Origin of the sequence: Salarchaeum japonicum, assembly GCF_020614395.1 — an archaeon.
GTDB lineage: Archaea > Halobacteriota > Halobacteria > Halobacteriales > Halobacteriaceae > Salarchaeum > Salarchaeum japonicum.
In genome coordinates, this window is sequence record NZ_CP085324.1 from 103,732 (window position 1) to 127,009 (window position 23,278).

At 68.4% G+C, this 23,278-nt stretch carries 21 protein-coding genes; 8 read left to right on the top strand and 13 right to left on the bottom strand.

What is annotated here, in order from left to right; genetic code table 11:
• The first annotated feature begins 22 nt into the window (after positions 1–22).
• The 5 genes from LI334_RS00565 to LI334_RS00580 all read left to right on the top strand — a co-directional run bounded on the left by LI334_RS00565 (position 23) and on the right by LI334_RS00580 (position 3,516).
• Positions 23–1,528: an MATE family efflux transporter gene (locus tag LI334_RS00565; RefSeq protein WP_227261223.1), complete on the top strand. Its 1,506-nt coding sequence runs from the start codon at positions 23–25 to the stop codon at positions 1,526–1,528.
• Between the two features lie 30 nt (positions 1,529–1,558).
• Entirely contained in the window at positions 1,559–1,648 is a 90-nt protein-coding gene (locus LI334_RS13130) for a hypothetical protein (RefSeq protein WP_424524774.1), read from the top strand.
• Position 1,649: 1 nt separating this feature from the next.
• Positions 1,650–2,417, top strand: a complete 768-nt coding sequence (locus LI334_RS00570) for a DUF7089 family protein (protein ID WP_227261224.1) — start codon at positions 1,650–1,652, stop codon at positions 2,415–2,417.
• Between the two features lie 38 nt (positions 2,418–2,455).
• On the top strand, positions 2,456–2,986 hold the full coding sequence (locus LI334_RS00575) for an Sjogren's syndrome/scleroderma autoantigen 1 family protein (protein WP_227261225.1): 531 nt from the start codon (positions 2,456–2,458) through the stop codon (positions 2,984–2,986).
• 137 nt (positions 2,987–3,123) lie between these two features.
• Positions 3,124–3,516: a universal stress protein gene (locus LI334_RS00580; protein ID WP_227261226.1), complete on the top strand. Its 393-nt coding sequence runs from the start codon at positions 3,124–3,126 to the stop codon at positions 3,514–3,516.
• Here the strand turns inward: LI334_RS00580 and LI334_RS00585 are convergent.
• From LI334_RS00585 to LI334_RS00635, 11 genes are all read right to left on the bottom strand, one after another.
• Positions 3,513–5,918 (bottom strand): DEAD/DEAH box helicase, encoded by a 2,406-nt coding sequence (locus tag LI334_RS00585; RefSeq protein WP_227261227.1) that lies wholly within the window; start codon positions 5,916–5,918, stop codon positions 3,513–3,515. The two genes, LI334_RS00580 and LI334_RS00585, sit on opposite strands and share 4 nt — an antisense overlap.
• Positions 5,919–6,140: 222 nt before the next feature.
• Positions 6,141–6,701 carry a dolichol kinase gene (locus LI334_RS00590; RefSeq protein WP_227261228.1) on the bottom strand — a complete coding sequence of 187 codons (561 nt, stop codon included), beginning with the start codon at positions 6,699–6,701 and terminating at the stop codon, positions 6,141–6,143.
• Positions 6,698–8,422: a glycine--tRNA ligase gene (gene glyS / locus LI334_RS00595; protein WP_227261229.1), complete on the bottom strand. Its 1,725-nt coding sequence runs from the start codon at positions 8,420–8,422 to the stop codon at positions 6,698–6,700. Before glyS ends, LI334_RS00590 begins: the two co-directional genes overlap by 4 nt.
• Positions 8,419–9,270 (bottom strand): CBS domain-containing protein, encoded by an 852-nt coding sequence (locus LI334_RS00600; protein ID WP_227261230.1) that lies wholly within the window; start codon positions 9,268–9,270, stop codon positions 8,419–8,421. Before LI334_RS00600 ends, glyS begins: the two co-directional genes overlap by 4 nt.
• Before the next feature lie 41 nt (positions 9,271–9,311).
• Complete coding sequence (locus LI334_RS00605) at positions 9,312–9,881, bottom strand: DUF7529 family protein (protein WP_227261231.1); 570 nt, start codon at positions 9,879–9,881, stop codon at positions 9,312–9,314.
• Positions 9,882–9,927: 46 nt separating this feature from the next.
• The gene (locus LI334_RS00610; protein WP_227261232.1) at positions 9,928–10,485 is read right to left on the bottom strand and encodes a DUF7555 family protein; all 558 of its coding nucleotides are present in this window, start codon (positions 10,483–10,485) and stop codon (positions 9,928–9,930) included.
• 1 nt (position 10,486) lies between these two features.
• Positions 10,487–12,040 (bottom strand): ABC transporter ATP-binding protein, encoded by a 1,554-nt coding sequence (locus LI334_RS00615; RefSeq protein WP_227261233.1) that lies wholly within the window; start codon positions 12,038–12,040, stop codon positions 10,487–10,489.
• Entirely contained in the window at positions 12,037–13,233 is a 1,197-nt protein-coding gene (locus LI334_RS00620; protein ID WP_227261234.1) for an ABC transporter ATP-binding protein, read from the bottom strand. The genes LI334_RS00615 and LI334_RS00620 overlap by 4 nt, the downstream gene beginning before the upstream one ends.
• Entirely contained in the window at positions 13,233–14,711 is a 1,479-nt protein-coding gene (locus LI334_RS00625; RefSeq protein ID WP_227261235.1) for an ABC transporter permease, read from the bottom strand. The genes LI334_RS00620 and LI334_RS00625 overlap by 1 nt, the downstream gene beginning before the upstream one ends.
• Before the next feature lies 1 nt (position 14,712).
• The gene (locus tag LI334_RS00630; protein ID WP_227261236.1) at positions 14,713–15,810 is read right to left on the bottom strand and encodes an ABC transporter permease; all 1,098 of its coding nucleotides are present in this window, start codon (positions 15,808–15,810) and stop codon (positions 14,713–14,715) included.
• A gap of 154 nt (positions 15,811–15,964) precedes the next feature.
• A complete protein-coding gene (locus tag LI334_RS00635; RefSeq protein ID WP_227261237.1) occupies positions 15,965–17,803 on the bottom strand; it encodes an ABC transporter substrate-binding protein in 1,839 nt (612 codons plus the stop codon).
• 172 nt (positions 17,804–17,975) lie between these two features.
• On the opposite strand from LI334_RS00635, the gene LI334_RS00640 reads away from it, so the two are divergent.
• The 3 genes from LI334_RS00640 to serA all read left to right on the top strand — a co-directional run bounded on the left by LI334_RS00640 (position 17,976) and on the right by serA (position 20,311).
• Entirely contained in the window at positions 17,976–18,140 is a 165-nt protein-coding gene (locus LI334_RS00640) for a DUF7556 family protein (RefSeq protein WP_227261238.1), read from the top strand.
• 35 nt (positions 18,141–18,175) lie between these two features.
• Positions 18,176–18,595, top strand: coding sequence for a PPC domain-containing DNA-binding protein (locus LI334_RS00645; RefSeq protein ID WP_227261239.1), 420 nt, complete (start codon positions 18,176–18,178; stop codon positions 18,593–18,595).
• Positions 18,596–18,727: 132 nt separating this feature from the next.
• Positions 18,728–20,311 (top strand): phosphoglycerate dehydrogenase, encoded by a 1,584-nt coding sequence (serA, locus tag LI334_RS00650; protein WP_227261240.1) that lies wholly within the window; start codon positions 18,728–18,730, stop codon positions 20,309–20,311.
• Here the strand turns inward: serA and LI334_RS00655 are convergent.
• Both LI334_RS00655 and thrC read right to left on the bottom strand, forming a co-directional pair.
• Entirely contained in the window at positions 20,308–21,981 is a 1,674-nt protein-coding gene (locus LI334_RS00655) for a histidine kinase N-terminal 7TM domain-containing protein (RefSeq protein WP_227261241.1), read from the bottom strand. The two genes, serA and LI334_RS00655, sit on opposite strands and share 4 nt — an antisense overlap.
• A gap of 16 nt (positions 21,982–21,997) precedes the next feature.
• On the bottom strand, positions 21,998–23,245 hold the full coding sequence (thrC, locus tag LI334_RS00660) for a threonine synthase (RefSeq protein ID WP_227261242.1): 1,248 nt from the start codon (positions 23,243–23,245) through the stop codon (positions 21,998–22,000).
• Positions 23,246–23,278: the final 33 nt, after the last annotated feature.

Below are 23,278 nucleotides of genomic sequence, written 5' to 3' on the forward strand. Positions count from 1 at the left end.
GTGCGCGCCGAGAACCCCCGCCGTGTTACGCGCCGCGTTCCGCCGCGTCACCGCCGCGCTCTACGCCTTCCCCGCGCTCCTCTCGCGACTCGGGTTCCTCGACCGCGAGAAGGGCGAGGAGGCGTTCGACCTCGCGGTGCCCGCGATGGTCACGGGCGGCCTGCGCACGCTCCTGCGAACCGCGGACTTCTTCATGGTCAGCGTCGCCGCCGGCGGCGGCGCGGCCGCCGCGGGAAGCATCGCCGCCGGCGAGAGCGCGGTCGCCGCGCTCGAATTCGGGTTCCAGTACTACTTCATCCCGTTCGGCCTCGCGCTCGCGCTCACCTCCGGCACCATCAGCGTCGTCTCCCGCCTGAAGGGAGCCGACCGCCACCGGGAAGCCGACTTCGCCATCAAGCAGTCGCTCTGGCTCTCCATCCTCATCTCCGTCCCCATCACGGTCTTCACGTGGCTGTACGCGGAACCCCTCATCGACCTCCTGACGAACGACCCCGTCGCCGTCGCGGAGGGCGCGACCTACCTCCGCATCGTCATGCTCTCCGTCGCCTTCCGGTTCTGGGGGATGATCGCGTCCCGGGCGCTCGCCGGCGCGGGCGACACCCGCACCCCGATGTACGTCCGCCTGCTCACGCTCCCCACGAACGTCGTCATCAACGCCGTCCTCATCTTCGGCCTCCTCGGGTTCCCCGCGCTCGGCGTCGCGGGCGCGGCCATCGGCACCGCCGCCGCGAACGTGCTCGCCGCCGCCATCTTCTTCGCCCTCCTCGTCTCTGGACGGTACAGCGTCCAACTCCGTCTCGGCGGGAAGCAGTGGGACTGGAGTCTCGCGACCGAAATCGTCCGGGTCGCCGTCCCGCTCGCCGGAACCCGGCTCTCCCGGACGTTCGGCCGGTTCCCCTTCCTGTTCGTGCTCGGCGTGTTCGGGAGCGAAGTCGTCGCCGCGTACGCCATCGGCCGCCGCGTCATGCTCCTCGCGCTGATGCCCGCGTGGGGGTACTCCACGGCGTCCTCCACGCTCGTCGGCCAGGCCATCGGCGCGGGTGAGGACGACGAGGCCGCCGAGTACGGCTGGCAGACCCTCCGCATCGCGCTCGCCACCCAGCTCGTCATCGCCGCCGCCATCTTCGCCGCCGCGCGCCCGCTCGCCGCGGCGTTCGCCGCCGCCGACCTCGACCTCACCGTCACCTTCATCCGCGTGTTCGGCCTCGGCGTCGCCGCGTTCAGCGTCTCCCGCACGCTCCGCGGCGGCCTCCGCGGCGCGGGCGACACCTCCTGGCCGTTCTACGGCGGCCTCATCAGCACCTACCTCGTCCGCCTCCCCATCGCGTTCGCCGCGCTCCCCGCGACGTTCGTCGTCGCCGTCCCCCTCCTCGGCGTCAGCCTCACGCCCGGCCTCGGCTGGGCGCTCCCCGCCATCTACGTCGCCATCGTCGCCGACATGTACACGCGCGCCGCCGTGAACTTCGTCCGGTTCCGCTCCGGGAAGTGGCGCGAAATCGGCGCGCGCGCCACGAACCAAACGACCTGATTTAAGTGGGACGCGGCCCCGAGAAGGGGTATGAGCAAAGCGACGAAGTTCGTCCTCGGCACCGTCGGCGCGTCCGCCGCGCTCTCACTCGTCATCGCCGCGCAGATAGCGCTCGCGTAGCGTGTTCGAGGCGCGCGACCTTCCCGCCGACCTGGCGAGCGTCCGCGACGAGCACGCGCCCGACGCCGTCGTCCTCGACGCGTCCAGTGACTTCGAGACCCTGCCCGGGTACGCGCTCGACGACCTCGCGACCCGCGCGGACGCGCTCACGCCGACCGCGTACGACCCCGACTGGCTCCCCGCCGACAGCCCCGAGATGCTTCAGCGACTCGCGTCCGCCGACCTCGTCGTCGGAATGCCCGGCGACGGCAGCGTCGCGTGGACGCGCCAGACCGACCCCGCGTTCGTCGTCGTGAAACCCCGGGTGGAGGGCGCGCCCGACGACTTCGTGGACTTCCTCGTCGCGGAGGCGCTCGTCGAACTCGGCCGCGACCTCCCCGAGCACTTCCTCGGGTTCTTCGCGGACGCCTACCCCGACTTCGCGAGCGCGGTGGACGCCGACCCGACCACGACCTACCAGGTCGCGCTCGCCGCCTTCGACGCCTACCGCGGCCTCCACACCCGCGACGCCTTCGAGTCCTGGGCGGACGACCGCGACCGCCTCCACGACGCGTGGCGGGACGCCGGCGACCGCCTCCAACCGCGCCTCGACGACCTCCCGTCCGAGGTCGCGCGCGGCACCACCGACTTCGCGGACGCCGCCGAACTCGCGTGCAGCGCCGTCAAACACGACCTCGACGTTCCCACGCCCTTCGGCGCGCTCGACACCGCCGCCTACCGCGACCACGGCCCCCAGTACGCCGTGAAGTGGGCGGAGAAACTCTTCTAACCACAGCGAAGAAGTCCCCAGACCCCCTCCAGTCCCGTATGAGCGACGAGTTCGACCGCGAGGAGGAGAAACGAAAGCTCCGCGAGAAGTACGCGAAAGACCGGGAAGACCGCGAGGTCACCGGCCGCATGAGCGACCTCCTCCTCCAGGGCGCGACGATGACGAACAAGCACTGCGACCGCTGCGGCAGCCCCATCTTCCGACAGAACGGCGAGGAGTTCTGTCCCACCTGCCGCGCCGAAGGCAACCAACCCCAGACCGACGAACCAGCCGACCAATCCGGTCGGACCGCCGCGGAACCGACCGAAACCGGCGACGCACAACCCACCCCGGAACCCACGCGCGCCCCCGCCACGACCGCGGACACGCCCGACCCCGCCGCGGACGAGCCCACCGAACCCGCAGGCTCCCCGGCGTCCGCGGACACCGCGGACGCACGCGCCGCCCTCGCCACCTCCATCGAAACGCTCGCCCAGCGCGCCAGCGACGCCGACGACCCCCGCCGCGCCAAGGAGTTCCTCGAAGCCGCACGCGAAGCCGCCGACACCCTCCACGCCCTCGACCGCTAACCCCGACCGTTCAGGTGGTTTCCCGCGTGGCTCTGCCACGCGGGTATCTCGCGGCGTTGCCGCTCGCTTCTCTCCGACGGCGAAGCCGTCGGAATGGGCCACCAACACTTAACCTCCTTCTCCGCTCACGTTCCGCTATGAAGATACTCGTCCCCGTGGACGGTAGCGACATCAGTTTCCGAGCGCTCTCCTTCGCGGCGGAGATGGCGCGGCGGTACGAGGGCACGGTGCACGTGATTCACATCACCGACCGGAAGAACGACGTGACGGACGACATCGTCGAGCGCGCGAAGGACATCCTGGACGCGGAGGGCATCGAGGACGACCCCGAGGTCAGTCTCGACCTCGAACTCGACTTCCGGCCGTCGAAGCGCGTCGGCGAGGACATCCTCACGCTCGTGGACGAACGCGGCTACGACCACGTCGTGATGGGCCACCACGGCTCCGGCGCGGTGGAGCGCGCCATCCTCGGGAGCGCCGCCGAGACCGTCATCAAGTCCGACACGGTCGCGGTGACGGTCGTCCCCTAGGGGTCGTACTGGGAGCCGACGACCTCCCGCACGCGCTCGGCGGTGACCTCGCCGACGCCCGACACCGCCAGGAGGTCGTCTTCGCGCGCGGTCATCACTTCCTCCACCGTCCCGAAGTGCTCCAGGAGCGCGCGCGCCGTCACCGGCCCGATGTCCGCGATGGACTCCACCACGTACTCCTGTTGTTCGTCCAGCGTCTTCGCGGACTTCTCGCCGTGCGCGCTCACCTCGCGGTCGCGCGACAACTGCTCCCGGCCCGCGATGGTTTCGAGCAAGTCCGCGGTATCGGACTCGTCCTCGGTGCGGAGGACGCTGACGCCGTAATCGACCGCGAGGCTCGCGAGCGCACCCCGAATCGCGTTCGGGTGGACGTTCCGCGCGCCGTACAGGTCGTCGCCCTCGATGACGTACACCGGCCGGTCGTAGTGCCGGACGAGGTCGGTCGCCTGCTCGAACACCGAGCGGTCGCCCCCCAAGAGGGTGTCGAGGAAGTCCTCGATGCTCTTGCGCTCGACCGCCACTCGGTCGGAGAGCACGTAATCACCCACGGCGAGCGTCTCCAACCGCGTCTCCACGGCGTCCCGCTTCGAGAGGTCGCGGGCGATGTGTGAGTCGAGTTCGCGCTGATCGACCACGACCTCGACCGTCTCCGCGTCGTCGTGATGCGGGTCGTCCGGCGTCTCCTTCGCCTCGACGTCCTGCTCGTCCGGGTCGGGCGGCTCGAACCCCGACAGCGCCGCCTGCCCCTCGCTCTCGCCTTCGCGCTCCGCCTCGTCGCTCGCGTCGTCCGCGTCGCCGGTGTCGCCCCCGCTGTCGAAGTCCGTGAGCGCCTGCTGGCTGTCGTCGAGTTCCTCCTCGACCTCGTCCGCGACGCCCTTCAGGTCGCGGAGCTCCTGCTCCATCTCCTTCTCGCGGCGACGGCTTATCCAGAAGTACGCCTCGTCGCGGGTGTCCTCCGCCATCAGCACGACGACTCGGCCCTCGTCCTGGCGGCCCGTCCGGCCCTTCCGCTGGACGGAGCGAATCGCGGTCGGCACCGGCTCGAAGAACAGCACCAAATCGACCTCCGGCACGTCCAGGCCTTCCTCGGCGACGCTCGTGGAGACGAGCACCTCGAACTCGCCCGCGCTGAACGCGTCCAGGCGGTCTTTCTGCTCGGTCTGCGTCATCCCGTCCGAGCCGTCCTTGTCGCCCTGGCCGACGAACCGCTCCGTCTCGAAGTGATTCCCCAGGAACTCCGTGAGCGCCTCCGCCGTGTCCCGCGACTCCGTGAACACGATGACGCGGTCGCCGCCCTCGATACCCAGCGTCTCCGCGAGCAACATCCGCACCCGCCGGAACTTCGGATGGAGGTCGTCGTACTCCTCCACGCGACGCATCGCCTCCTTCACCCGCGGCTCGCTCACCAGCCGCTGGGAGGCCTTCGACGCGCCCGACGACCGCGCCGCGTTCCGCTGCCGCTCGAAGTACCGACGCACGGATTCGACGCTCTGCGTCTCCACCAGTTCGACCGCCCGCCGGAGCTTCATCACCTCCGCGTGCGCGCTCATCCCCTCGTAGCCTTCCGACTGGTCGTTGTCGATGAGTTTGCGCAACTGCGCGCGCATCCGATTCAAGTCCTTCTGCGAGACGTCCGGCTGGGTCGTGTTCGTCACGCCCAACTCCTTCAGGGCCTCCAGGCGCTCCTGAATGACCTCGTTCAGTTTGTCCCGGATCTCGATAATCTCGTCGGGGAGGTCGATGCGCTCCCACTCCACGTCCGTGTCGTGCGTGAACGCGGCCACGTCGTCGTCGTCCTCCGTCTTCACCTCCACCGACGTGATGCCGAGGTTCTCACACACCTGCCGGATGTCCTCCTCGTTCCCGCCGGGACTCGCGCTCATTCCCGTCACGAGCGGGTCTGCGGCGTCCGCGAGGTAGCGCTCCGCGATGTACGTGTACGCGTAGTCGCCGGTCGCGCGGTGGCACTCGTCGAACGTGCAGTGCACCACGTCCCGGAGGCTCACGCGGCCGCCGACGAGGTCGTTCTCCACCACCTGCGGCGTCGCGATGACGACGCGCGCGGACTCCCAGAGTTCCGCGCGGTCGTCCGGCCGGACTTCGCCCGTGAACACCACGATTTCGTCGTCCGGGATGTCGAGCGCGTCCCGGTAGAACGTCGCGTGCTGTTCCACCAGCGGCTTCGTCGGCGCGAGCAACAGCGACTTCCCGCCGGCGTCGTCCGCCAGGCGTTCCGCCGTCACCAACAGACTCACCGCCGTCTTCCCCAGTCCCGTCGGGAGGCAGACGAGGGTGTTCCCGGAGAGCGCTCGCTCGGCGAGGTCGACCTGGTAGTCGCGGCGCTCGATGACGCCCGCCGAGAGGAGCGGGCGACTCACGTAGTCGGCGTCGGTGGCGGCCATTCACCACGGTGTTGGCCGCTCACGCGTTTAAGGGTTCGCGTGGCGGGGTGAAAGTGAACTAGTCCACGAGTTCCGCGAGTTCGAGGAGGGTGTCGAGGTCGAGCACGGCCACGACGAGCGCGACGACCACGAGCGCCACTATCGCGATGACTGCCCACTCGACTGGTGTCATACTCGCGGGTTCGGACGCCCCGGAAAAACCGTTTGTGGCCCCGCCCCGGGCTACACGAGGTGGATAGTCGCCCACATCGCGCTCGCGGACGCGACGGGGATGGAGAAGTTGTCGTCCACGACGTACGTGAACACCACGGGCTTCACGCCGTCCGCGACCGCGGCGGCCGCCGCGCCCGCGATAGCCGCGGGGACGGGGACGCGGAGGAGGCTGGCGATGGCGAGGCAGAACCCGAACGTCGCGAGCATCACCCACGACTGCTTCATCCCGAGGTCGCCGCTCGACAGGATTCCCGAGATGGGGTCGCCGAGGGTCAGCATGAACATCGCGGGCACCGCGACGAACGGGTCGAACGCGAGCGCGACGAGCGTCATCGCCACCGCGCCGAGCGCGTACCCCGCGGGGTTCTCCCGCTCGTACTCCCGCGTGAGCTTCGAGAAGATACGCCAGTGGTCGATTGTGCCGGCGAGGCGGAGCGCCTCCGCCGCGGCGACGACGACGCACGCGAGAACGAGGAAGCCCCGAATATAGGCCCACGGCGCGCCGAGCAGGTACGCGAGGGGGACGACCGACGTGCTCGCGTGGACGGCGCGCCGCGGGAGTTCGCTCACAGTTCGGAGAAGTCAGCGCGGCCGGCGCGGAGGTCGCCGAGCACGCGCGGGAGGTCGTCGATGTCGACGCGCGTCTGGTCGGTCGAGTCGCGGTCTCGAAGCGTCACGTCGCCGTCTTCGAGGCTCTCGTAGTCGACGGTGACGCAGAACGGCGTGCCGACCTCGTCCTGCCGGCGGTACCGGCGGCCGATGTTTCCGGAGTCGTCGTACGTCACGGAAAACCCGGCTTCGCGGAGGTCTCGCGCGAGGTCGCGCGCCTCCTCGCCGAGGCCGTCCTTGTCCATCAGGGGGAACACGCCGACGAACGTCGGCGCGACCTCGGGGTCGAGGCGGAGCACGTCGCGCTCCTCGCCGTCCACCTCGTCGGTGTCGAGCGCGTGCGCGAGCACCGTGTAGACGACGCGACCGACGCCGAACGCCGGTTCGACCACGTGGGGCGTGATGTGCCGCCCGGCCTCCGTCACCTCCTCCACCGCAAAGCCGGTCTTTTCGACGGGCACCTCGTACGTCTCGCCGTCCACGTCAACCGCAACAGTGTCGTCGTCGAACGCCGCGCGGTCGCGCTCCGCGAGGGTTTCGAGCGCGTCCGCCACGTCGCCCGCCGCGCCGCCGAACTCGGGGCCGAGGTAGGACATGTCGGGGTCGACGGTCGCGCGCTCGACGGTCTTCGGCTCGTCGAACTGCTTGAACACCGTGAAGTTCTCCCCGGAGTGTTTCGCGTGCTTCGAGAGGTCGTAGTCCGTCCGGGACGCGAGCCCCTCGATTTCTATCCAGTCGCCGTCCACCTCGGACTCGGCGTCCCAGCAGTCGCTCGCGTAGTGCGAGAGTTCGCCGGGGAGGTGCTGGCGGAACCGGAAGCGGTTCATGTCCACGCCGACGCGGTCGAACCACCGCTGGCTCACGCCGAGCCAGTACGCCGTCCACTCGTCGCCCACGATACCCTCCTCGACGGCCTCGCGCGGCGTCTTCTGGACGTACTCGCCGTCCTCGGCCTGCTGTTCGGAGACGGGGTAGAGGGTGAGCGAGATGTCGCTCACGGCGTCGAGGTCGGGGCTGTCCGACTCGGGGTCGAAGAAGTACTCCAGCTCCGCCATCGTGAACTCGCGAGTGCGCAGGAGGGCGTTCCGCGGGCTGATTTCGTTCCGGTAGCCCGTTCCGACCTGCGCCGCGCCGAACGGCAGTTGCTCGCGCGCGTACTCCTTCAGCCGGGGGAACTCCACGAACATCCCCTGCGCGGTCTCCGGGCGCATGTAGCCCGTCTGGCCGTCGCCCGGCCCGATCTGGGTCTTGAACATGAGGTTGAAGTTCTCCACGTCCTCGCCCGCGAGCGGCGTGTTACAGTTCGGACAGACGAGGTCGTGGTCGCGGATGAGTCCCTCGACCTCGGGAATCGGGAGGCTCTCGGCGTCCTCGATGCCCGTGTTGTCCTCGATGAGGTGGTCGGCGCGGTGGCTCTCCCCGCACTCCGGGCACTCGACGAGCATGTCGTCGAACGTCTCGATGTGCCCGGACGCCTCGAACACGGGTTCTGGCGTGACCGTCGGCGCGTCTATCTCCATGTTCCCCTCGCGGGTGACGAAGCGGTCGCGCCACGCGTCCTCGACGTTCCGCTTCAGGCTCGCGCCCTCCGGCCCGTACGTGTAGAACCCGGCGACGCCGCCGTACGCCTCGTTCGCCTGGAAGAAGAAACCCCGTCGGCGGGCGAGTTCGTCCAGGTTCATAGCGCGGAGAGCAGGTCGATGTCCCGGACGATGCCGGTGAGGTCGTCGCCGCTCACGAGCGGGAGCTGTTCCACGTCGTGCGTGAGCATCAGTTGTGCGACCTCCTGGGCGGTCTTCGTGCTCGACACCGTCACGGGGTCGGTCGTCATGAACTCCCGCACGGGCTCGCCGGGAATCTCGACGTTCCGCGTCGGGAAGTAGCGGTTCCCGACGGCCTTGATTCCCTCCCACATCCAGTCGTCGTCCTGGCCCGCGATGGAGTCACCGATGTCGTCCTCGCCCTCCACGACGCGCGCCACGTCGATGACGTCCACTTCCGTGATGATGCCCGCCATCTCCGCGTCGTCGTCGAGCACGACCGCGTACGGGACGTTCGCGTACGCGATTTCGCGCTCCGACACCGGGAGCGGCGTCCCCTCGTAGACGGTGTTCACGTCGCGCCGGGCGAGCCCGCCGACCTCGCTGTCGCCCGCCACGTCGCCGTCCGCGATGGCGCGCACCACGTCCGTGATGGTGACGATGCCCTCCAGTTCGTCGTCGCCCCCGACGACGGGGACGCGGCGCGCGCCCTCGGCGACCATCAGGCGCGCCGCCTCCACGATGGAGGCGTCCGCGCTCGCCGTCGGCACGTCCTGCATCAGCAGCGCGAGCTGGTCTTCGTCCGGCTGTTCGATGAGGTCTTCGCGCGAAACGAGTCCGCGGTAGCGTTCGCCCGCGTCGGATTCCTTGACGACGGGGACAGAAGAGAACTCGCGCTCCTGCAGATACGTGAGCACGTCCTCGCGAGTACCCGGAAGCTCGACCGTCACGAGCTCCGAGCGGGGTGTCATCGCGTCAGCGACGTTCATGTGGGCGGTCTACGATGCCCGCCCATTTGTAGGCTACGCCCTCAGTTCTCGGCGACGACGCGGTCGGCCTCCGGGAAGAACTTCTCGTAGCCGTCGTGCTCGAACGACCCGAGGTGGGTGCCGTCGAGGCGCTGGACGTGCGTGTACAGCGTTCCGTGTTCGACCGCCGCCTCGACGAGCGGCTGGGCGTAGTGCCGGAGGAAGTTCCCCGCGATGAAGACGGCCGTCTCCGTCTCGGGGTCGCGGAGCTCCGTCACGAAGAACACGCGGCCGTCCACCTCGGCGCGGTACACGTCGTAGACGGGGAAGCCGTCGTCGCGGAACACGTCCGCGAACGCCTCCGCGTCGTTGTCCGGAACGACGTGCACGATGCCGTACTGCACGTCGTCGTCCGCGGGGTCGTCGTTCGAGTCGAGCCCCTTCGTCGCGGTGTCGCCCGCGCGGAGCGTCACCGTCGTCCACCCCTCCGCTTCGAGTTCCTCCGCGAGCGCGTCCATGTCCGCGAGCGTCTGCGCCCACGCGTCCTTCTTCGCACCCGGGTTCTCCGTTATCTGCTCGCGTCGCTCCGCGAGCTCGTCCTTCTCCGGCGAGTCCGGTCCCTGTTTGACCATATGCGTGGAAGTGGGCGATTCGGACGGAAGAACGTTCCGCTGGCCGTTAGACGCCGAACGCGACTTCGAGCGCGAAGGAGACGACGAGCAGGCAGACCGCGGTCGCCGCGACCGTCACGCCGTCCCGCGGCCGGTCGTTCGGGTGGAGCGGGACGAGCGCGGCCGGCGGGAGTCGGGCGACGTACCGCGCGAACGTCCCGCTCTCCGCTTCCTCCTCGCCGAAGTTGTCCGGGCCGCTCCTGTCCGCGCCGACGCGGCCGTCCGCGCTCGCAAAGGGGTTCAGGACGCTCGCCGCGGCCGCCGCTTTCTCCCGGTCGCTCCGCTCGTCGTCCTCGACGGGGTCGGCGGTTCGCTCGACGCGCGCGCTCGTCGCCTCGTCGCTCTCCGTGTCGCGCTTCCACGCCGCCGTCGGTCGGAGTTTGATGGCGGCGTACCCGAGGAGGAGCCAGCCGAGGACGAACTGCCCGAACTTCACGCCGGACGCGCCCGCGCTGTACAGCGCGCTCACGGCCGCGAGAACGAGGGAGACGCAGAACGCGCCGGCGGCCGCGTACGTCACCACGTACGCCGTCTTCCCGAGCCAGCGCCGACGCGTTCCGGTCATGCTAGTCGAGAACGTGCGTTTCGAGGTACTCCGCGGGTTCCTCGTACTCGTCCTGGTGGCGGTGACACCGGCTCTGTCGGCCGCTCGACGACACCTGGTGGTCGGCGGGGCGTTCGCGCTCGCAGACGCTCCCGAACTCCTCGCGGAGCGCCGCGCGCGCCGCCTCGCTCTCGCCCGCCCGAATCTGCTCGACGGCCTCCTGGACGTGCGTCTCGACTTCGCTCGGGAGGTCGAGGTCGCCGAACACCTCCTTGACGAGTTCGTCGATGTCCTCGTAGGGGTCGGAGAGCCCCGCGAGTTCGAACACCTGCTGGGTCACCGACTTCTCGCGGCTCTCGCGCTGGCGGAGCACGTCCCGAAACATCTCGACGGCCTCCCAGACGTCGTTGTCGATGTCGCCGTACTTCTCGGGTCGAATCTTCATCGGGCACCGCGTGCTGAACGGACACCCGCTCGGGGGGTCGCGCGGACTCGGCGGCGTCCCCCGCAGGGTGATGCGCTGTTTGTCCGCGGTCGGGTCGGGTTCCGGAATCGCCGACAACAGCGAGTGCGTGTACGGGTTCGCCGGGTCGTCGAACACCTCCTCCGACGGCCCGAGTTCCATCACGTTCCCGAGGTACATCACCGCGACGCGGTCGCAGATGTGCTCGACGACCGCGAGGTCGTGCGCGATGAACAGGTACGTGAGGTCGAACTCGTCCTGGAGGTCTTCGAGGAGGTTCAGAATCTTCGCCTGCACGGACGCGTCCAGCGCCGACACCGGCTCGTCGAGGATGACGAAATCCGGTTCGAGTGCGAGGGCGCGGGCGATGCCGATGCGCTGTTTCTGGCCGCCACTGAACTGGTGGGGGTAGCGGTAGTAGTGCTCCGGCTGGAGGCCCACCGTGTCGAGGAGTTCGCGGACGCGCGCCCGACGCAGGCGGCGCTTCGTCGTGTTCACGCGAACCCGAACCCGGTCGCTCTCCACCGTCACGTCCACGCGCTCGGGTTCGAGCGGAATCTCCTCCCGGATGTCCACGGACGCGCCGCTCTCACTCACGCCGATAGTGATGTCGGGGCGGTCGTGGGCGTCCCGGTCGAACGCCGACACCATGTCGCCCGCGACCTCGCGGCCGTCCGCGTCGGTGAGCGCGACGGAGAGGTACGGCCAGTCGTGCACGTCCAGGGGTTCCTGGACGATTTCGCCGATGGTCATCCGGTCGTTCAGACTGCTGTCCGGGTCCTGGAACACCATCTGGACGTTCCGCCGCCACTGCTTCAGGGCCTTCCCGGAGAGCGCGGTGGCGTCGGTTCCGTCGTACGACACCTCGCCCGCGGTCGCCTGCTCCAGGCGGATGAGCGTGCGGCCGAGCGTCGTCTTCCCGCAGCCGGACTCGCCGACGAGCCCGAGCGTCTCCCCGCGCTTGATGTCGAAGGACACGCCGTCCACGGCCTTCACGGGCTTGTTGTCGAACACGCTGTCGCCGCCGTAGTACGTCTTCAGGTCGCGGACGCGGACGAGCGTGTCGTCTTCGCGGGTCGATTCCGTCGTCGGGTTCGAATCTATCGTGCTCATCGTTCGGCCTCCGCGCCGGTGGTCTGCGACCGGTGGCGCTCGACCGCCGCCTCCTGCGTCTCGTCCTCCGGATAGAGGAGGCAGGCGGCCTCGTGGTCGTCGTTCGCTTCGTTCACGTCCACGAGGACGGGGTGGACGTGGTCGCACTCGTCGAACGCCTTCGGGCACCGCGGCGCGAACCGGCAGTACGTCGCGGGCTCGTTCGGCGTCTCGACGTCGCCCTCGATGATGCTGAGACGGTCGCCGCCCGTGTTCCGCGAGGGAATGCTGTCCAGCAGGCCCTGCGTGTACGGATGCTTGGGGTTCCCGAACAGCTCCTCGGCGCTCGCGCGCTCCACGAGTTCGCCCGCGTACATCACGTTCACGCGGTCGCAGATTTCGGCGACGACCCCCATGTCGTGCGTGATGAACATGATGGAGAGGTCGCGTTCTTTCTGCAACTCCTTCAGGAGTTCCAGAATCTGCGCCTGAATCGTCACGTCGAGCGCCGTCGTCGGCTCGTCACAGATGAGGAGTTCGGGGTCGCAGGCGAGCGCCGTCGCGATGACCGCGCGCTGACGCATCCCGCCCGAGAACTCGTGCGGGTACTCGTTCACGCGCCGGGGCGCGTCCGGAATCCCGACCGCTTCGAGGAGTTCGATGGCCTCCCGGGTCGCCTCCCGGCCGCGCAGGCCCTGGTGGAGCTTGAGCGCTTCCTTGATCTGGTTTCCGACCGTGTAGACGGGGTTGAGGCTCGTGAGCGGGTCCTGGAACACCATCGAGATGGCGCTCCCGCGGAGGCGCTGGCGCGCGTTCTCCGGCATGTTCGCCACGTCCACGTAGCCCGCGGTGACCGTGCCGTCCGCGTCGCGTTCCTCCACGACGACGAAGTCGTCGTCCCCGACGGTGTCGCCGTCGGTGCGGTCGGCGGTCGAGCGACTGTACCGGTCGGCGAACTTCCGCACCGTCTCGATGCCGCGGTACTTGATGTGGCCGTCCGTTATCTTTCCGGGACTCTCGACGAGCCCCATGATGGAGCGCGCGGTGACAGACTTCCCGCTCCCGGACTCGCCGACGATGCCGACGGTCTCGCCGTACCCGATGTCGAACGAGACGCCGTCCGCCGCGCGAATCGTCTCCTTGTCGGTGAAGAACGCCGTGTGGAGGTCTTCGACGGACAGGATGGCGTCCGTGTCGGGGCGTGCGCGAGGCATCACGCACCACCCCCGGTCGCGGCGACCTCGTCGGCGCTCCCGCCTTCGCTCTGCGGGTCGATGGCGTCACGGATGCCGTCGCCGAGCGCGTTGAACCCGACGACGACCGTCGTGATGGCGAGTCCCGGCAGCACCGAGATGTGCCAGGAGTCCGAGATGATGTAGTTCTGGCCGACCGAGACGGCGCGCCCCCACTCGGGCGTCGGCGGTTGCACGCCGATGCCGATGTAGGAGAGGCCGGCGGTCGCGATCATGTACCCGCCCATGCTCATCGACGCGTAGATGAGGAGGTAGCCGACGATGTAGGGCGCGACGTGCTTGCGCATCAGCACGTCCGCGCGCTCACCGAAGGACTCCGCGGCGTCGACCCACTCGTTCTCCACGGTCTGGAACGCCGGGCCGCGAACCGCGCGCCACAGCCCCGTCCACCCCCAGATTCCGAAGATGAGCGCGAGGACGAACGCGCCGCTGTATATTTCGGATATCCACGTGTCGCCGAGCGCGACGCTGAGCATGATGAGCACGAGGAGCTGGGGCATCGCCTGGAACGAGTCACTCACGAGCACGGTCGCGAGGTCGAACACGCCCTTGTAGTACGCGGACATCAGCGCGAGCGACACCGCGATACCGCCCGCGATGGTGATGGCGACCAGGCCGATGAACAGGCTCACCCGCGCCCCGTACGCCATGAACGTGAACAAGTCCTTTCCTGATATCAGCGTGCCGAACGGATGGAATCGGTCGTGGGGGTCGTAGGAACCGATACCGAAGTTCTGACTGTCGCCCTGGGACTTCGAGGCGATGTTCGCCGCGCCCACCGTCACGGTCTGCACGCTCCCGGAGGCTTCGTCGTAGTACTGCACCTGGTGGCTGTACGGGTTCTCGATGTTCGCGTTCGCCGTCGTCGGACTGACGGTCGGCGCGAAGATGGCCATGACGATGAACAGGAAGACGACGACCAATCCGAACGTCCCCCACGAGTGCCCGCGGAGCCGGTCTATCATGTCGTCGGTCGGCGTCCACGCCGCGTACCGGTAGTGCTCGCGGAACACGAGGTAGCCGCGCCACACCCAGTAGAGCACGAAGAACGCGTACGCGTACACGACGACGAGGCGGAGCGCCCACGCGAACGCCGGCGACAGCCCGAGGAACGTGTTCTCCCAGGAACCGTCGGGCATCTGGTAGCCCTGGTTCGGGATGACGCTCCGGTCGAGCAGCGTCGGCAGGCCGTCCACGGCCGCGCCCGCGTCGGCGACGACGCCGAGCACGCCGCCGAGCGGCCCCGAGATGACGCTCGGGAGCGCGCCGAGCAGGGGTTCCGTGATGACGTCGTACGGGAGCGCCATCACGAACCCGGCGAGCGCGCCGAGTTCGAGGGCGATGAGCGCCACGAACACGCCCGCCCAGATGGCGGCGGGCCGCGGGTTCGCCTTGATTCGGTCTGCCAGCGGTTGGTCCGAGTAGTCCGTTGCAGCCATACTATTGTCCCTCGAAACCGACCCGTGGGTCGATTATCGTGTAGAGGATGTCTTGAACGATGTTCATGATGACGAGCAGCAGGATGAAGACGTACATGAGCGCGCTCGCGAGCGGGATGTCGCCGTTCATCATCGATTGCAGGAACACGTAGCCGATGCCGTTGATGGCGAACACGTACTCGATGAGCACGCTCCCGCCGACGAGCACGAACGCCTCCGCCGTGATGACGGGCACCAGGGGGATGAGGGCGTTCCGGAAGATGTGCTTCCAGACGATGGTGCGCGGCGGCAGGCCCTTCGCCTTCGCCATCTCGACGTAGTTCGAGTTCTTCGATTCGAGCATCGCGGTGCGGCCGATACGCATCTCGTTCCCCATCGACGCCGACCCGAGCACGATGGACGCCGGGAGGATTTTCTTCGTCGCCGCGAGGAGGTTCTCCCAGTTCGGCATCGGCAGGCCGAGCGTCGTGTTCGGCCCGAGGAGCTGGCTCAGGTCGGGCGGCCCGATGACTTTCGTCTGGACGACCCAGGTCTCCCAGTTGAACGGCTGGATGCCGCTGACGGCGGGGAGGCTGTTGAGGAAGTTCGCGATGCCGACGGTCGCGCCCTGCGAACTGGACAGGAACTGCATGATGATGACCGCGAGCCAGAAGTTCGGCATCGCACGCCAGACGATACCGCTGAAGGAGGCGGTGTAGTCGCCGAGCGTGTTCGGGTTGAGTCCCGCGTAGAACCCGAGCGGTATCCCGATGAACAGCGGGATGAGAACCGCCCACGCCCCCATCCACATCGTCCGGGGGAGGAATTGGACGACGATTTCGAAGGCGGGCGTCGAGGGCGAGAACACGTAGGACTGCCCGAGGTTGAACGTCAGGAGGTCGGCCATGAAGTCGAAGTAGCGACTCCAGAGCGGTTCGTTCAGGTTCAATTTCCGTCGAATCTCCGCGGCGGCGGGACCGTTCGCGTTCCCGCGCCCGAGGATCGCCGAAACCGGGTCGATCGGCCCTGCGTACAGGATGATGAACGTCAGGGACGTCCCGAAGATGACGACGGGAATCGAGAGGAGGATTCGTTTGAGGAGGTAGGCGAGCCTGTTCATGGCTCTACCCACCGCCCCGTGCCAACCACTTCCATGTTGCGTGCGGTATTGTAGCCCGTGAGCCGTAATTAGGCCTGTCGCTTTAGGTTTCCATTCGTCCGGATAAATGCGTGGCTACCCGCAGAAAATAAATAAACGAGTCGTGTTTCTTTTGTTACTCGTACTGGCCGCGGTCGCCGATGGAGACCTGGTTGAACTTCGTCGCGGCCGTGCCCATCGGGCCGACGCGCGGCTTGTCCACCCAGGGGTACGACATGTGCTCCGCGTTCACGTGGAAGCAGTTGATGAACACCGCGTCCTCCCAGTTCGCCTTCTCCATGTCGACGTAGGCCTCGGCACGCGCCTGCTGCGCTTCCTCGGTCAGGCCGTAGTTCTCCGTGATGGTGTTCCAGGCTTCGCGGGCCGTCTCGGCCGCGTCCGTCCCCTCCCAGTTCGTGTAGGAGACAGCGTTGTCCTGGTCGACCTGCGAGAACTGCGGGGCCATAAGCTGGAGGAAGTTGTCGCCGCCGGGGTAGTCCGCGCCCCAGCCCAGCGTGTAGCCTTCGAGGTTGCCGTTGCGGCCGCGCTCCGTGAGCGTCGCGAACGGAACCTGCTCGTAGTTCATCTTGATGTGGCAGGACGCGAGCTTATCACGCATGAGCTTCGTCTCCTCAGACCACGTCTGGGACTGGTAGGAGGTCATGGTGAACTCGTACTTGTTGTCCTCGCTGTATCCGGCGTCCTCCATGACCTCGCGGGCCTTCTGGAGCATCGTCTCCGCCGCCTGGTTCTCACCGTACCCGTACGGGTAGTCCTGGGCCGCCTCGTTGTAGGCGGACGCGCCGCCGGGGTAGAGACCCGGGGGCAGGAAGAAGTACGCGGGCTTGTACGGACGGCCGAACACCGTGTTGACCATCTGGCGCGCGCTGAACGCGTACGCGAACGCCTGCCGCGCGGGCTTGATGACCTCGTCCGTGTTGAACGCGTAGTAGTACGTCGTGAGTTCGGACGTGCGGTAGTAGTCCGCGGTCATGTCGTTGACGAGCGGACCGTACGTCCCGTAGGGGTGGCCGTTCTCGTCCGTCCCCTCGATGGTGATCTTGTTCGAGTCGTACTTCGAGGACGGGACGTACGGGTGGTCGGCGTTGACGTTCTTCGTCGCGTACGTGTACTGGGCGTTCGTCTTCTCGACGATCTGGAAGTGGACGCCCGCGACGTTCGCGGTCTCGCCGTGGAAGTCGTCGTAGCGTTCGAGGGTCGCTTCGGTACCCTTCGTCCACTTACCGAGCGTGAACGGACCGGTACCCATCGGGCTCTCGGTCGCGTACTCGGACTGGCTGACCTCGCCGCCGTAGCCGTCGATGTCGCCGACGTAGCCCTCCTTCTGGGCCGCGAAGGGGTCGTACGCCATCATTTCGAGCGCCGCGTAGAACGGCTGGTTGAGCTCGACGCGGAACGTGGTCTGGTCGACGGCTTCGACGCCGAGCGAGCCGGAGACGTAGGAGCCGTCGTCGTTCGTCTCGTGCGTGACGCCGAGCACGTTCAGGAGGAACGAGGCGCGGCGGCTGCTGTCGGAGGCCGCGAGGCGCTCCCACGAGTACACCATGTCGGACGCCGTGAACGACGAGCCGTCGTGGAACGTCACGTCCTCCTTGAGGTTGAACGTGAGGACGGTGCTGTCGTCGTTGAGGTCGTAGCCCGTCGCGAGGAAGGTCTCCGCCGTCGTGTACGCGTTCGGATAGACGGTCAGCGTATCGTAGAGCTGGTGGATGAGATACGCGGACGCCTCGTCCGTCGAGGCGACGGGGTCGAGCGTCGTGATGGTGGAGTTGGTCATCCGGTACGTCTTGTCCGAACTCCCGCTCTCGCCGTCGTCGGTCGTCGTACCCGAAGTCGTGGTGTCCTCCGTCGTCGTGTCCGAGCTGCCGGAACAGCCCGCGAGCGCGGCTGCTGTCGCCGCGCCGCCGGTCGCTTGCAGGAAGCGACGCCGGCTGACGTTGTCATTGTCTGTCATCCGGGCAGGTATTGCCACCCTACTGTGATAAACTTGCTGATTTGAGGGTTTCGCCTGGGTATGCTGGCAATCTATCGATAAACTCCCTCGGTTCCTGACTATTGGTAACTCTTGACGCGGCAACTGTCGGAACGACGGGGTTAAATAGGACTGTTACTTTGTACCATACGTCATGGCAACCTCTGCCACTGCCGTCCCGGCCGCCGGCGCTGATGTGATGGCCTCGATAGACGACGAGGGCACGGAAGAGCGCCTCGTCATCGCAGACGTCTCCCGCGACGACGCGTGGGTAACCATCGGCGCACGGGACGCAGCGCCGCTCGCCGAGTGGCGATAACGCACTTTTTTCCCGACTCCCCGACTCTCCCCGGTATGGAATACCGCGAAGTCACCACGAACCGGGAGTTCCTCGCGCGCCTCGACCACGGCGCGGACTGGCGCGAGGAGATAGAGGGCCTCGCCCGCGACGAGGGCATCGAGGCCGGCTGGTTCGTCGCGATGGGTGCCGTGCAGGACGCCGAACTCTGGTACTACGACCAGGACGAGTTCGAGTACAAGCCCGCGCGGTTCGACGAACCCCTGGAGGTCGCGGCGTGCGTCGGGAACGTCTCCCTCCTCGACGGCGACGTGTTCGCGCACACCCACGCGGTGCTCTCCCGGAAGTCGGGGCAGGCGCTCGCCGGCCACCTCGACCGCGCGACGGTGTTCGCGGGCGAGGTCTCCCTCCGCGAGTTCGAGACGCCGCTCGAACGCGAGCACGACGACGTGACCGACCTCGACCTCTGGCTGTAGCGCGGGCGTGGGTATCCCCATCCCCCGAGCGAGCGAAAAATACACGATTGTGGGTATTATGGGTGGTGTTCGGCGGCGACAATTCATGCACGTGCAGAAACCTTTAGGCGGGTGGGCCGATTCCACAACGACATGAAGGTACTCGTCACGGACCCCATCGCGGACGCCGGTCTGGAGCGACTGCGCGACGCAGGCCACGACGTGGTCGAAGCCTACGAAATCGAGGGCGACGCCCTCCTCGACGCCGTCGCCGACGCGAACGGCCTCATCGTCCGCTCCGGCACCGAAGTCACCCGCGAGGTGTTCGAACACGCGCCCGACCTCCAGATCGTCGGCCGCGCCGGCATCGGCGTGGACAACATCGACATCGACGCCGCCACCGACCACGGCGTCATCGTCGCGAACGCCCCCGAGGGCAACGTCCGCGCCGCCGCCGAACACACCGTCGCGATGATGTTCGCCACCGCCCGCTCCATCCCGCAAGCCCACGCTCGCCTCACCGACGGCGAGTGGGCGAAAGGCGACTTCCTCGGCACCGAACTCAACGGCAAAACCCTCGGCATCGTCGGATTGGGCCGCGTCGGCCAGGAGGTCGCGAAACGCCTCGGTAGCGTGGGCCTGGACCTCGTCGCCTACGACCCCTACATCGGGGAAGACCGCGCGAACCAGCTCGGCGCGGAGCTCGTCGACCTTGACGACTGCCTCGACGCCGCGGACTTCGTCACCGTCCACGTCCCGCTCACGGACGAGACCCACCACCTCATCGGCGAGGACGAACTCGCGCAAATCGAGGGCGGCTACCTCGTGAACGTCGCACGCGGCGGCGTCGTGGACGAGGACGCGCTCGCCGACGCCGTCGATGACGGCGTGCTGAAGGGCGCGGCGCTCGACGTGTTCGAGGACGAACCGCTCCCCGCCGACTCCCCCCTGCTCGACGCCGAGGACATCATCACCACCCCCCACCTCGGCGCGTCCACGGAGGCCGCCCAGGAGCACGTCGCCACCACCACCGCAGACCAGGTCGTCGCGGCGCTCGCGAACCAGCCCGTCCTGAACGCCTTGAACGCGCCGAGCGTGGACGAGACCGCGTACGAGCGCATCGAGCCGTACATCGAACTCGCCGAGACCGCGGGGAAGGTCGCCGCCCAGCTGTTCGGCGAGCGCATCGACCGCATCGAGGTGACGTACGCCGGCGACATCGCGGACGAAGACCTCGACCTCGTGACCGCGAGCGCGCAGAAGGGCGTCTTCGAACCCCTTGAGTGGAACGTGAACGCCGTCAACGCCCCCCGGGTCGCCGAGGAGCGCGGCATCGACGTGACCGAATCCAAGACCCACACGACCGAGGACTTCCAGAGCCTCCTCACCGTCACCGTCGGCGTCGACGACCGCGAACTCTCCGTCTCCGGCACGCTGTTCACGGGCGACGAACCCCGCATCGTCTCCATCGACGGCTACCGCGTGGACGCCATCCCGCACGGCACGATGCTCGTCGCGCGCAACCGCGACGAACCCGGCGTCATCGGCCTCATCGGCACCGTGCTCGGCGAGAGCGACATCAACATCGCCGGGATGTTCAACGCCCGCGAAACCATCGGCGGCGAAGCCCTCACCGTCTACAACCTCGACAACCCCGTTCCCGAGGACGTGCGCGACGACCTCGTCGCGGACGACCGCATCATCTCCGTCCAGGAGATCGACCTGAACGGCGACTAACTACCGCGGCTCTTTGCCGCCGTCCGGTTCCCGGTCTCGACGCTCGTTTCGAACGCGAAGCGAGCGCCGCCCTCGTCCGCGCCGTCGAGCGTCACCGTCCAGTCGTGCGCGTCCGCGATGGCCTGCACGATGGAGAGCCCGAGGCCGGTTCCCGCGTCGCTCGTCGTGTACCCCGTGTCGAACACGCGCTCGCGTTCGTCCGCCGCGATGCCCGTGCCGTCGTCCGCGACGACGAACCCCGCGTCCGTCGCCTGCACCCGAACCGTCTCCGCGCCGCCGTGCGCGACCGCGTTCCGGAAGAGGTTTTCGAGGAGGCTCCGCACCTGCGAGCGGTCCGCGAGCACGGTTCCCGTGGACTCGACCGCGAGCGCGGCGTCCCCGGTCTCGCTCGTCTCCCAGGCGTCCCGCGCGACGGACTCGATATCGACGCGCTCGCGGTCGGGGACGCCGAGGTCGGTGCGCGCCGCGCGAACAGTGCTGTCCACCACGCGCTCCACGCGGTCGAGCGCGCGCTCCGCCCGGTCGAAGTCCTCCACGCTCCCGGTCTCCCGGGCGAGCGCGAGCGACCCCGCCGCGACCGTGAGCGGACTCCGCACGTCGTGACTGATGGTGTCCGCGACCCGGTTCAATCGGTCGTTCTCCCGCGCGAGTTCCCGGCGCTTGCGTTCGAGTTCCGTCACGTCCCGAATCCGGACGAGGGTGCCCCCGTCGTCGAGCGCGCTCTCCGTCACGGTCACCCAGCGCTCGCGCCCGTCGGCGTCCGTCACCGACACCGGCGTCTCGTCGTCGGCTCCCCGAACCCGCGCGGAGAGCACGTCGTCCACGGACTCCCCGACCACGTCGGTCGCGTCGAGCAACCGCTCGGCCGCACCGTTCGCGTCCACGACCCGGTTCGCGGCGTTCACGACGAGCACGCCGTCGTCCAGTTCCTCGACGAGCGTGTCGCGCGCGACCGGCACCACGTCGAGGAGGGCGTGCCGGGAGAGCGCGTACCCGAACGCGACCGCGGTGACGCCGACGAACGCCTCCGGTTCGAACGGACTCGCGCCCGCGAAGTACGCGACCTGCGCGACCGCCGGCACGCTCACCCCCACCAGCACCGCGACGACCTGCCCGCGGAACGCGGGCGGCGACCCGACGAGCGACCCGAGGAGGAAGAGCGTGCCGAGCGTGTTCGTCACGCCGAAGTACGCCCACGCCACCCAGAACCACGGTCCGAACTCGCGGGTGAGCGTGACGACACCGCCGGTGGTTTCGAGCGCGGCGTCCGTCCGCACGAGTCCGTGGAGGCCGTTCGTCCACGCGAGCGCGAGCGTCGCCGCGGGAAGGAGACAGAGCAGTGCGAGCGTTCGCGGGGTGAGCCAGCTATCGCGGTCGGCGTACTGCGCGGCGAACACCAGCCACGCGACCGGCGCGAACGCGATGCCGACGTACTGCGCGTCCACCGCGAGGAGTTTCTGGGGGAGCGTCGTCGCCGCGACCTGCGCGGCGTTCCCGGCCGCCCACACCGCGGACGCCACGAGGAACGCGGTGAGCGCCCGCGCGCCCGGCGCGGTTCGCGACCGCCACGCGTAGCCGGCGACGAGCAGCGCCGCCGCTCCGGACACGAGCGACACCCAGACCTCGGGCGTGACCTGCATCCCCCTCTGGATGGAGTTCAGCGCGTCCACTGGGATAAGAATGCCGCTAGAGCGCGTCCAGCACGCCGTCGGCGTCCGCGGGCACGGACACCGGTTCGCTCCCGGCCGCGGCCGCGGCGTCCGGGTCTTTGAGCAGGTGGCCGGTGGTGAGGCAGACGACGTGTTCGTCCGCGCTGATTTCGCCCGCCTCGCGGAGTTTCCGCACGCCCGCAACCGAGGCGGCGGACGCGGGTTCGACGCCGACGCCCTCTCGGGCGAGCGCGCGCTGGGCGTCCGTGATTTCGTCGTCGTCGACGGCGACGGCGGTGCCGCCGGTCGCGCGAATCCCCGGAAGCGCTTTCGGCGCGTTCACCGGGTTGCCGATGCGGATGGCGGTCGCGCGCGTCTCCACCTCGTCCCACGGCTGGACTTCGTTCCAGTCGTTCTCTATGGCTTCGACCATCGGGGCCGCGCCCGCGGCCTGCACGCCCGTCAGTTTCGGCATCTCCGACTCGTCCATCGCGCCCGCCGCGACGAGCTCGCGGAAAGATTTGTACAACGCCGCCGTGTTCCCCGCGTTCCCGACCGGGAGCGCGATGCGGTCGGGGTACGCGCCCGTCTCGGCCTTCGACTGTTCGAGGATTTCGAGCCCGATGGTCTTCTGCCCCTCCAACCGGAACGGATTGAGGCTGTTCAGGAGGTAGGCCTCGCCCCGGTTCGCGAGTTCCGCGACCACGTCGAGGCAGTCGTCGAAGTTCCCGTCCACCTCGCAGATTTTCGCGCCGTGCAGGCTCGCCTGCGCGACCTTCCCGGCGGCGACCTTCCCCGCGGGGAGCAGGACGAGCACCTGCTTGCCGGCGCGGGTGCCGTAGCACGCGAGCGCCGCGGACGTGTTTCCGGTGGAGGCGCAGGCGAGGCGGCCGACGCCGAGTTCGTCCGCGACCTTCACGCCGACTGTCATCCCGCGGTCCTTGAACGACCCCGTCGGGTTCATCCCCTCGTGTTTCACGCGGAGGTCGGCGAGTCCGAGGTCATCCTCGATGCCGGGCACCGTGTAGAGCGGCGTGTCGCCCTCCTCGATGCTCACGCCGGACTCGAAGGGGAGCGCGGCGCTGTACCGCCAGACGCCGCGCCCCTCGAACTCGCTCCAGTCCGGGTAGTCGTCGTACCGGGCTTCGAGGAGGCCGTCGCAGTCCGGACACCGGTACACCACGTCGTCGAACGGCGCGACCGCGTTCTCGCACTCGATGCACGAAAGCCAGACGCCGCCGTCCGCCTCGGGCGGCGTCGGCACGTCGAGACTCAGGTCTGTCATTGTCGAGTGTGGGACGGCGAGGCACAAATAGGG

What these genes read in the sequence shown, in the direction of transcription:
- LI334_RS13130 (WP_424524774.1), top strand. Translation starts at nt 1,559, where the DNA reads ATGAGCAAAGCGACGAAGTTCGTCCTCGGCACCGTCGGCGCGTCCGCC.
- LI334_RS00575 (WP_227261225.1), top strand. Translation starts at nt 2,456, where the DNA reads ATGAGCGACGAGTTCGACCGCGAGGAGGAGAAACGAAAGCTCCGCGAG.
- LI334_RS00580 (WP_227261226.1), top strand. Translation starts at nt 3,124, where the DNA reads ATGAAGATACTCGTCCCCGTGGACGGTAGCGACATCAGTTTCCGAGCG.
- LI334_RS00585 (WP_227261227.1), bottom strand. Translation starts at nt 5,918, where the DNA reads ATGGCCGCCACCGACGCCGACTACGTGAGTCGCCCGCTCCTCTCGGCG.
- glyS (WP_227261229.1), bottom strand. Translation starts at nt 8,422, where the DNA reads ATGAACCTGGACGAACTCGCCCGCCGACGGGGTTTCTTCTTCCAGGCG.
- LI334_RS00600 (WP_227261230.1), bottom strand. Translation starts at nt 9,270, where the DNA reads ATGAACGTCGCTGACGCGATGACACCCCGCTCGGAGCTCGTGACGGTC.
- LI334_RS00605 (WP_227261231.1), bottom strand. Translation starts at nt 9,881, where the DNA reads ATGGTCAAACAGGGACCGGACTCGCCGGAGAAGGACGAGCTCGCGGAG.
- LI334_RS00610 (WP_227261232.1), bottom strand. Translation starts at nt 10,485, where the DNA reads ATGACCGGAACGCGTCGGCGCTGGCTCGGGAAGACGGCGTACGTGGTG.
- LI334_RS00615 (WP_227261233.1), bottom strand. Translation starts at nt 12,040, where the DNA reads ATGAGCACGATAGATTCGAACCCGACGACGGAATCGACCCGCGAAGAC.
- LI334_RS00620 (WP_227261234.1), bottom strand. Translation starts at nt 13,233, where the DNA reads ATGCCTCGCGCACGCCCCGACACGGACGCCATCCTGTCCGTCGAAGAC.
- LI334_RS00625 (WP_227261235.1), bottom strand. Translation starts at nt 14,711, where the DNA reads ATGGCTGCAACGGACTACTCGGACCAACCGCTGGCAGACCGAATCAAG.
- LI334_RS00630 (WP_227261236.1), bottom strand. Translation starts at nt 15,810, where the DNA reads ATGAACAGGCTCGCCTACCTCCTCAAACGAATCCTCCTCTCGATTCCC.
- LI334_RS00635 (WP_227261237.1), bottom strand. Translation starts at nt 17,803, where the DNA reads ATGACAGACAATGACAACGTCAGCCGGCGTCGCTTCCTGCAAGCGACC.
- LI334_RS00640 (WP_227261238.1), top strand. Translation starts at nt 17,976, where the DNA reads ATGGCAACCTCTGCCACTGCCGTCCCGGCCGCCGGCGCTGATGTGATG.
- LI334_RS00645 (WP_227261239.1), top strand. Translation starts at nt 18,176, where the DNA reads ATGGAATACCGCGAAGTCACCACGAACCGGGAGTTCCTCGCGCGCCTC.
- serA (WP_227261240.1), top strand. Translation starts at nt 18,728, where the DNA reads ATGAAGGTACTCGTCACGGACCCCATCGCGGACGCCGGTCTGGAGCGA.
- thrC (WP_227261242.1), bottom strand. Translation starts at nt 23,245, where the DNA reads ATGACAGACCTGAGTCTCGACGTGCCGACGCCGCCCGAGGCGGACGGC.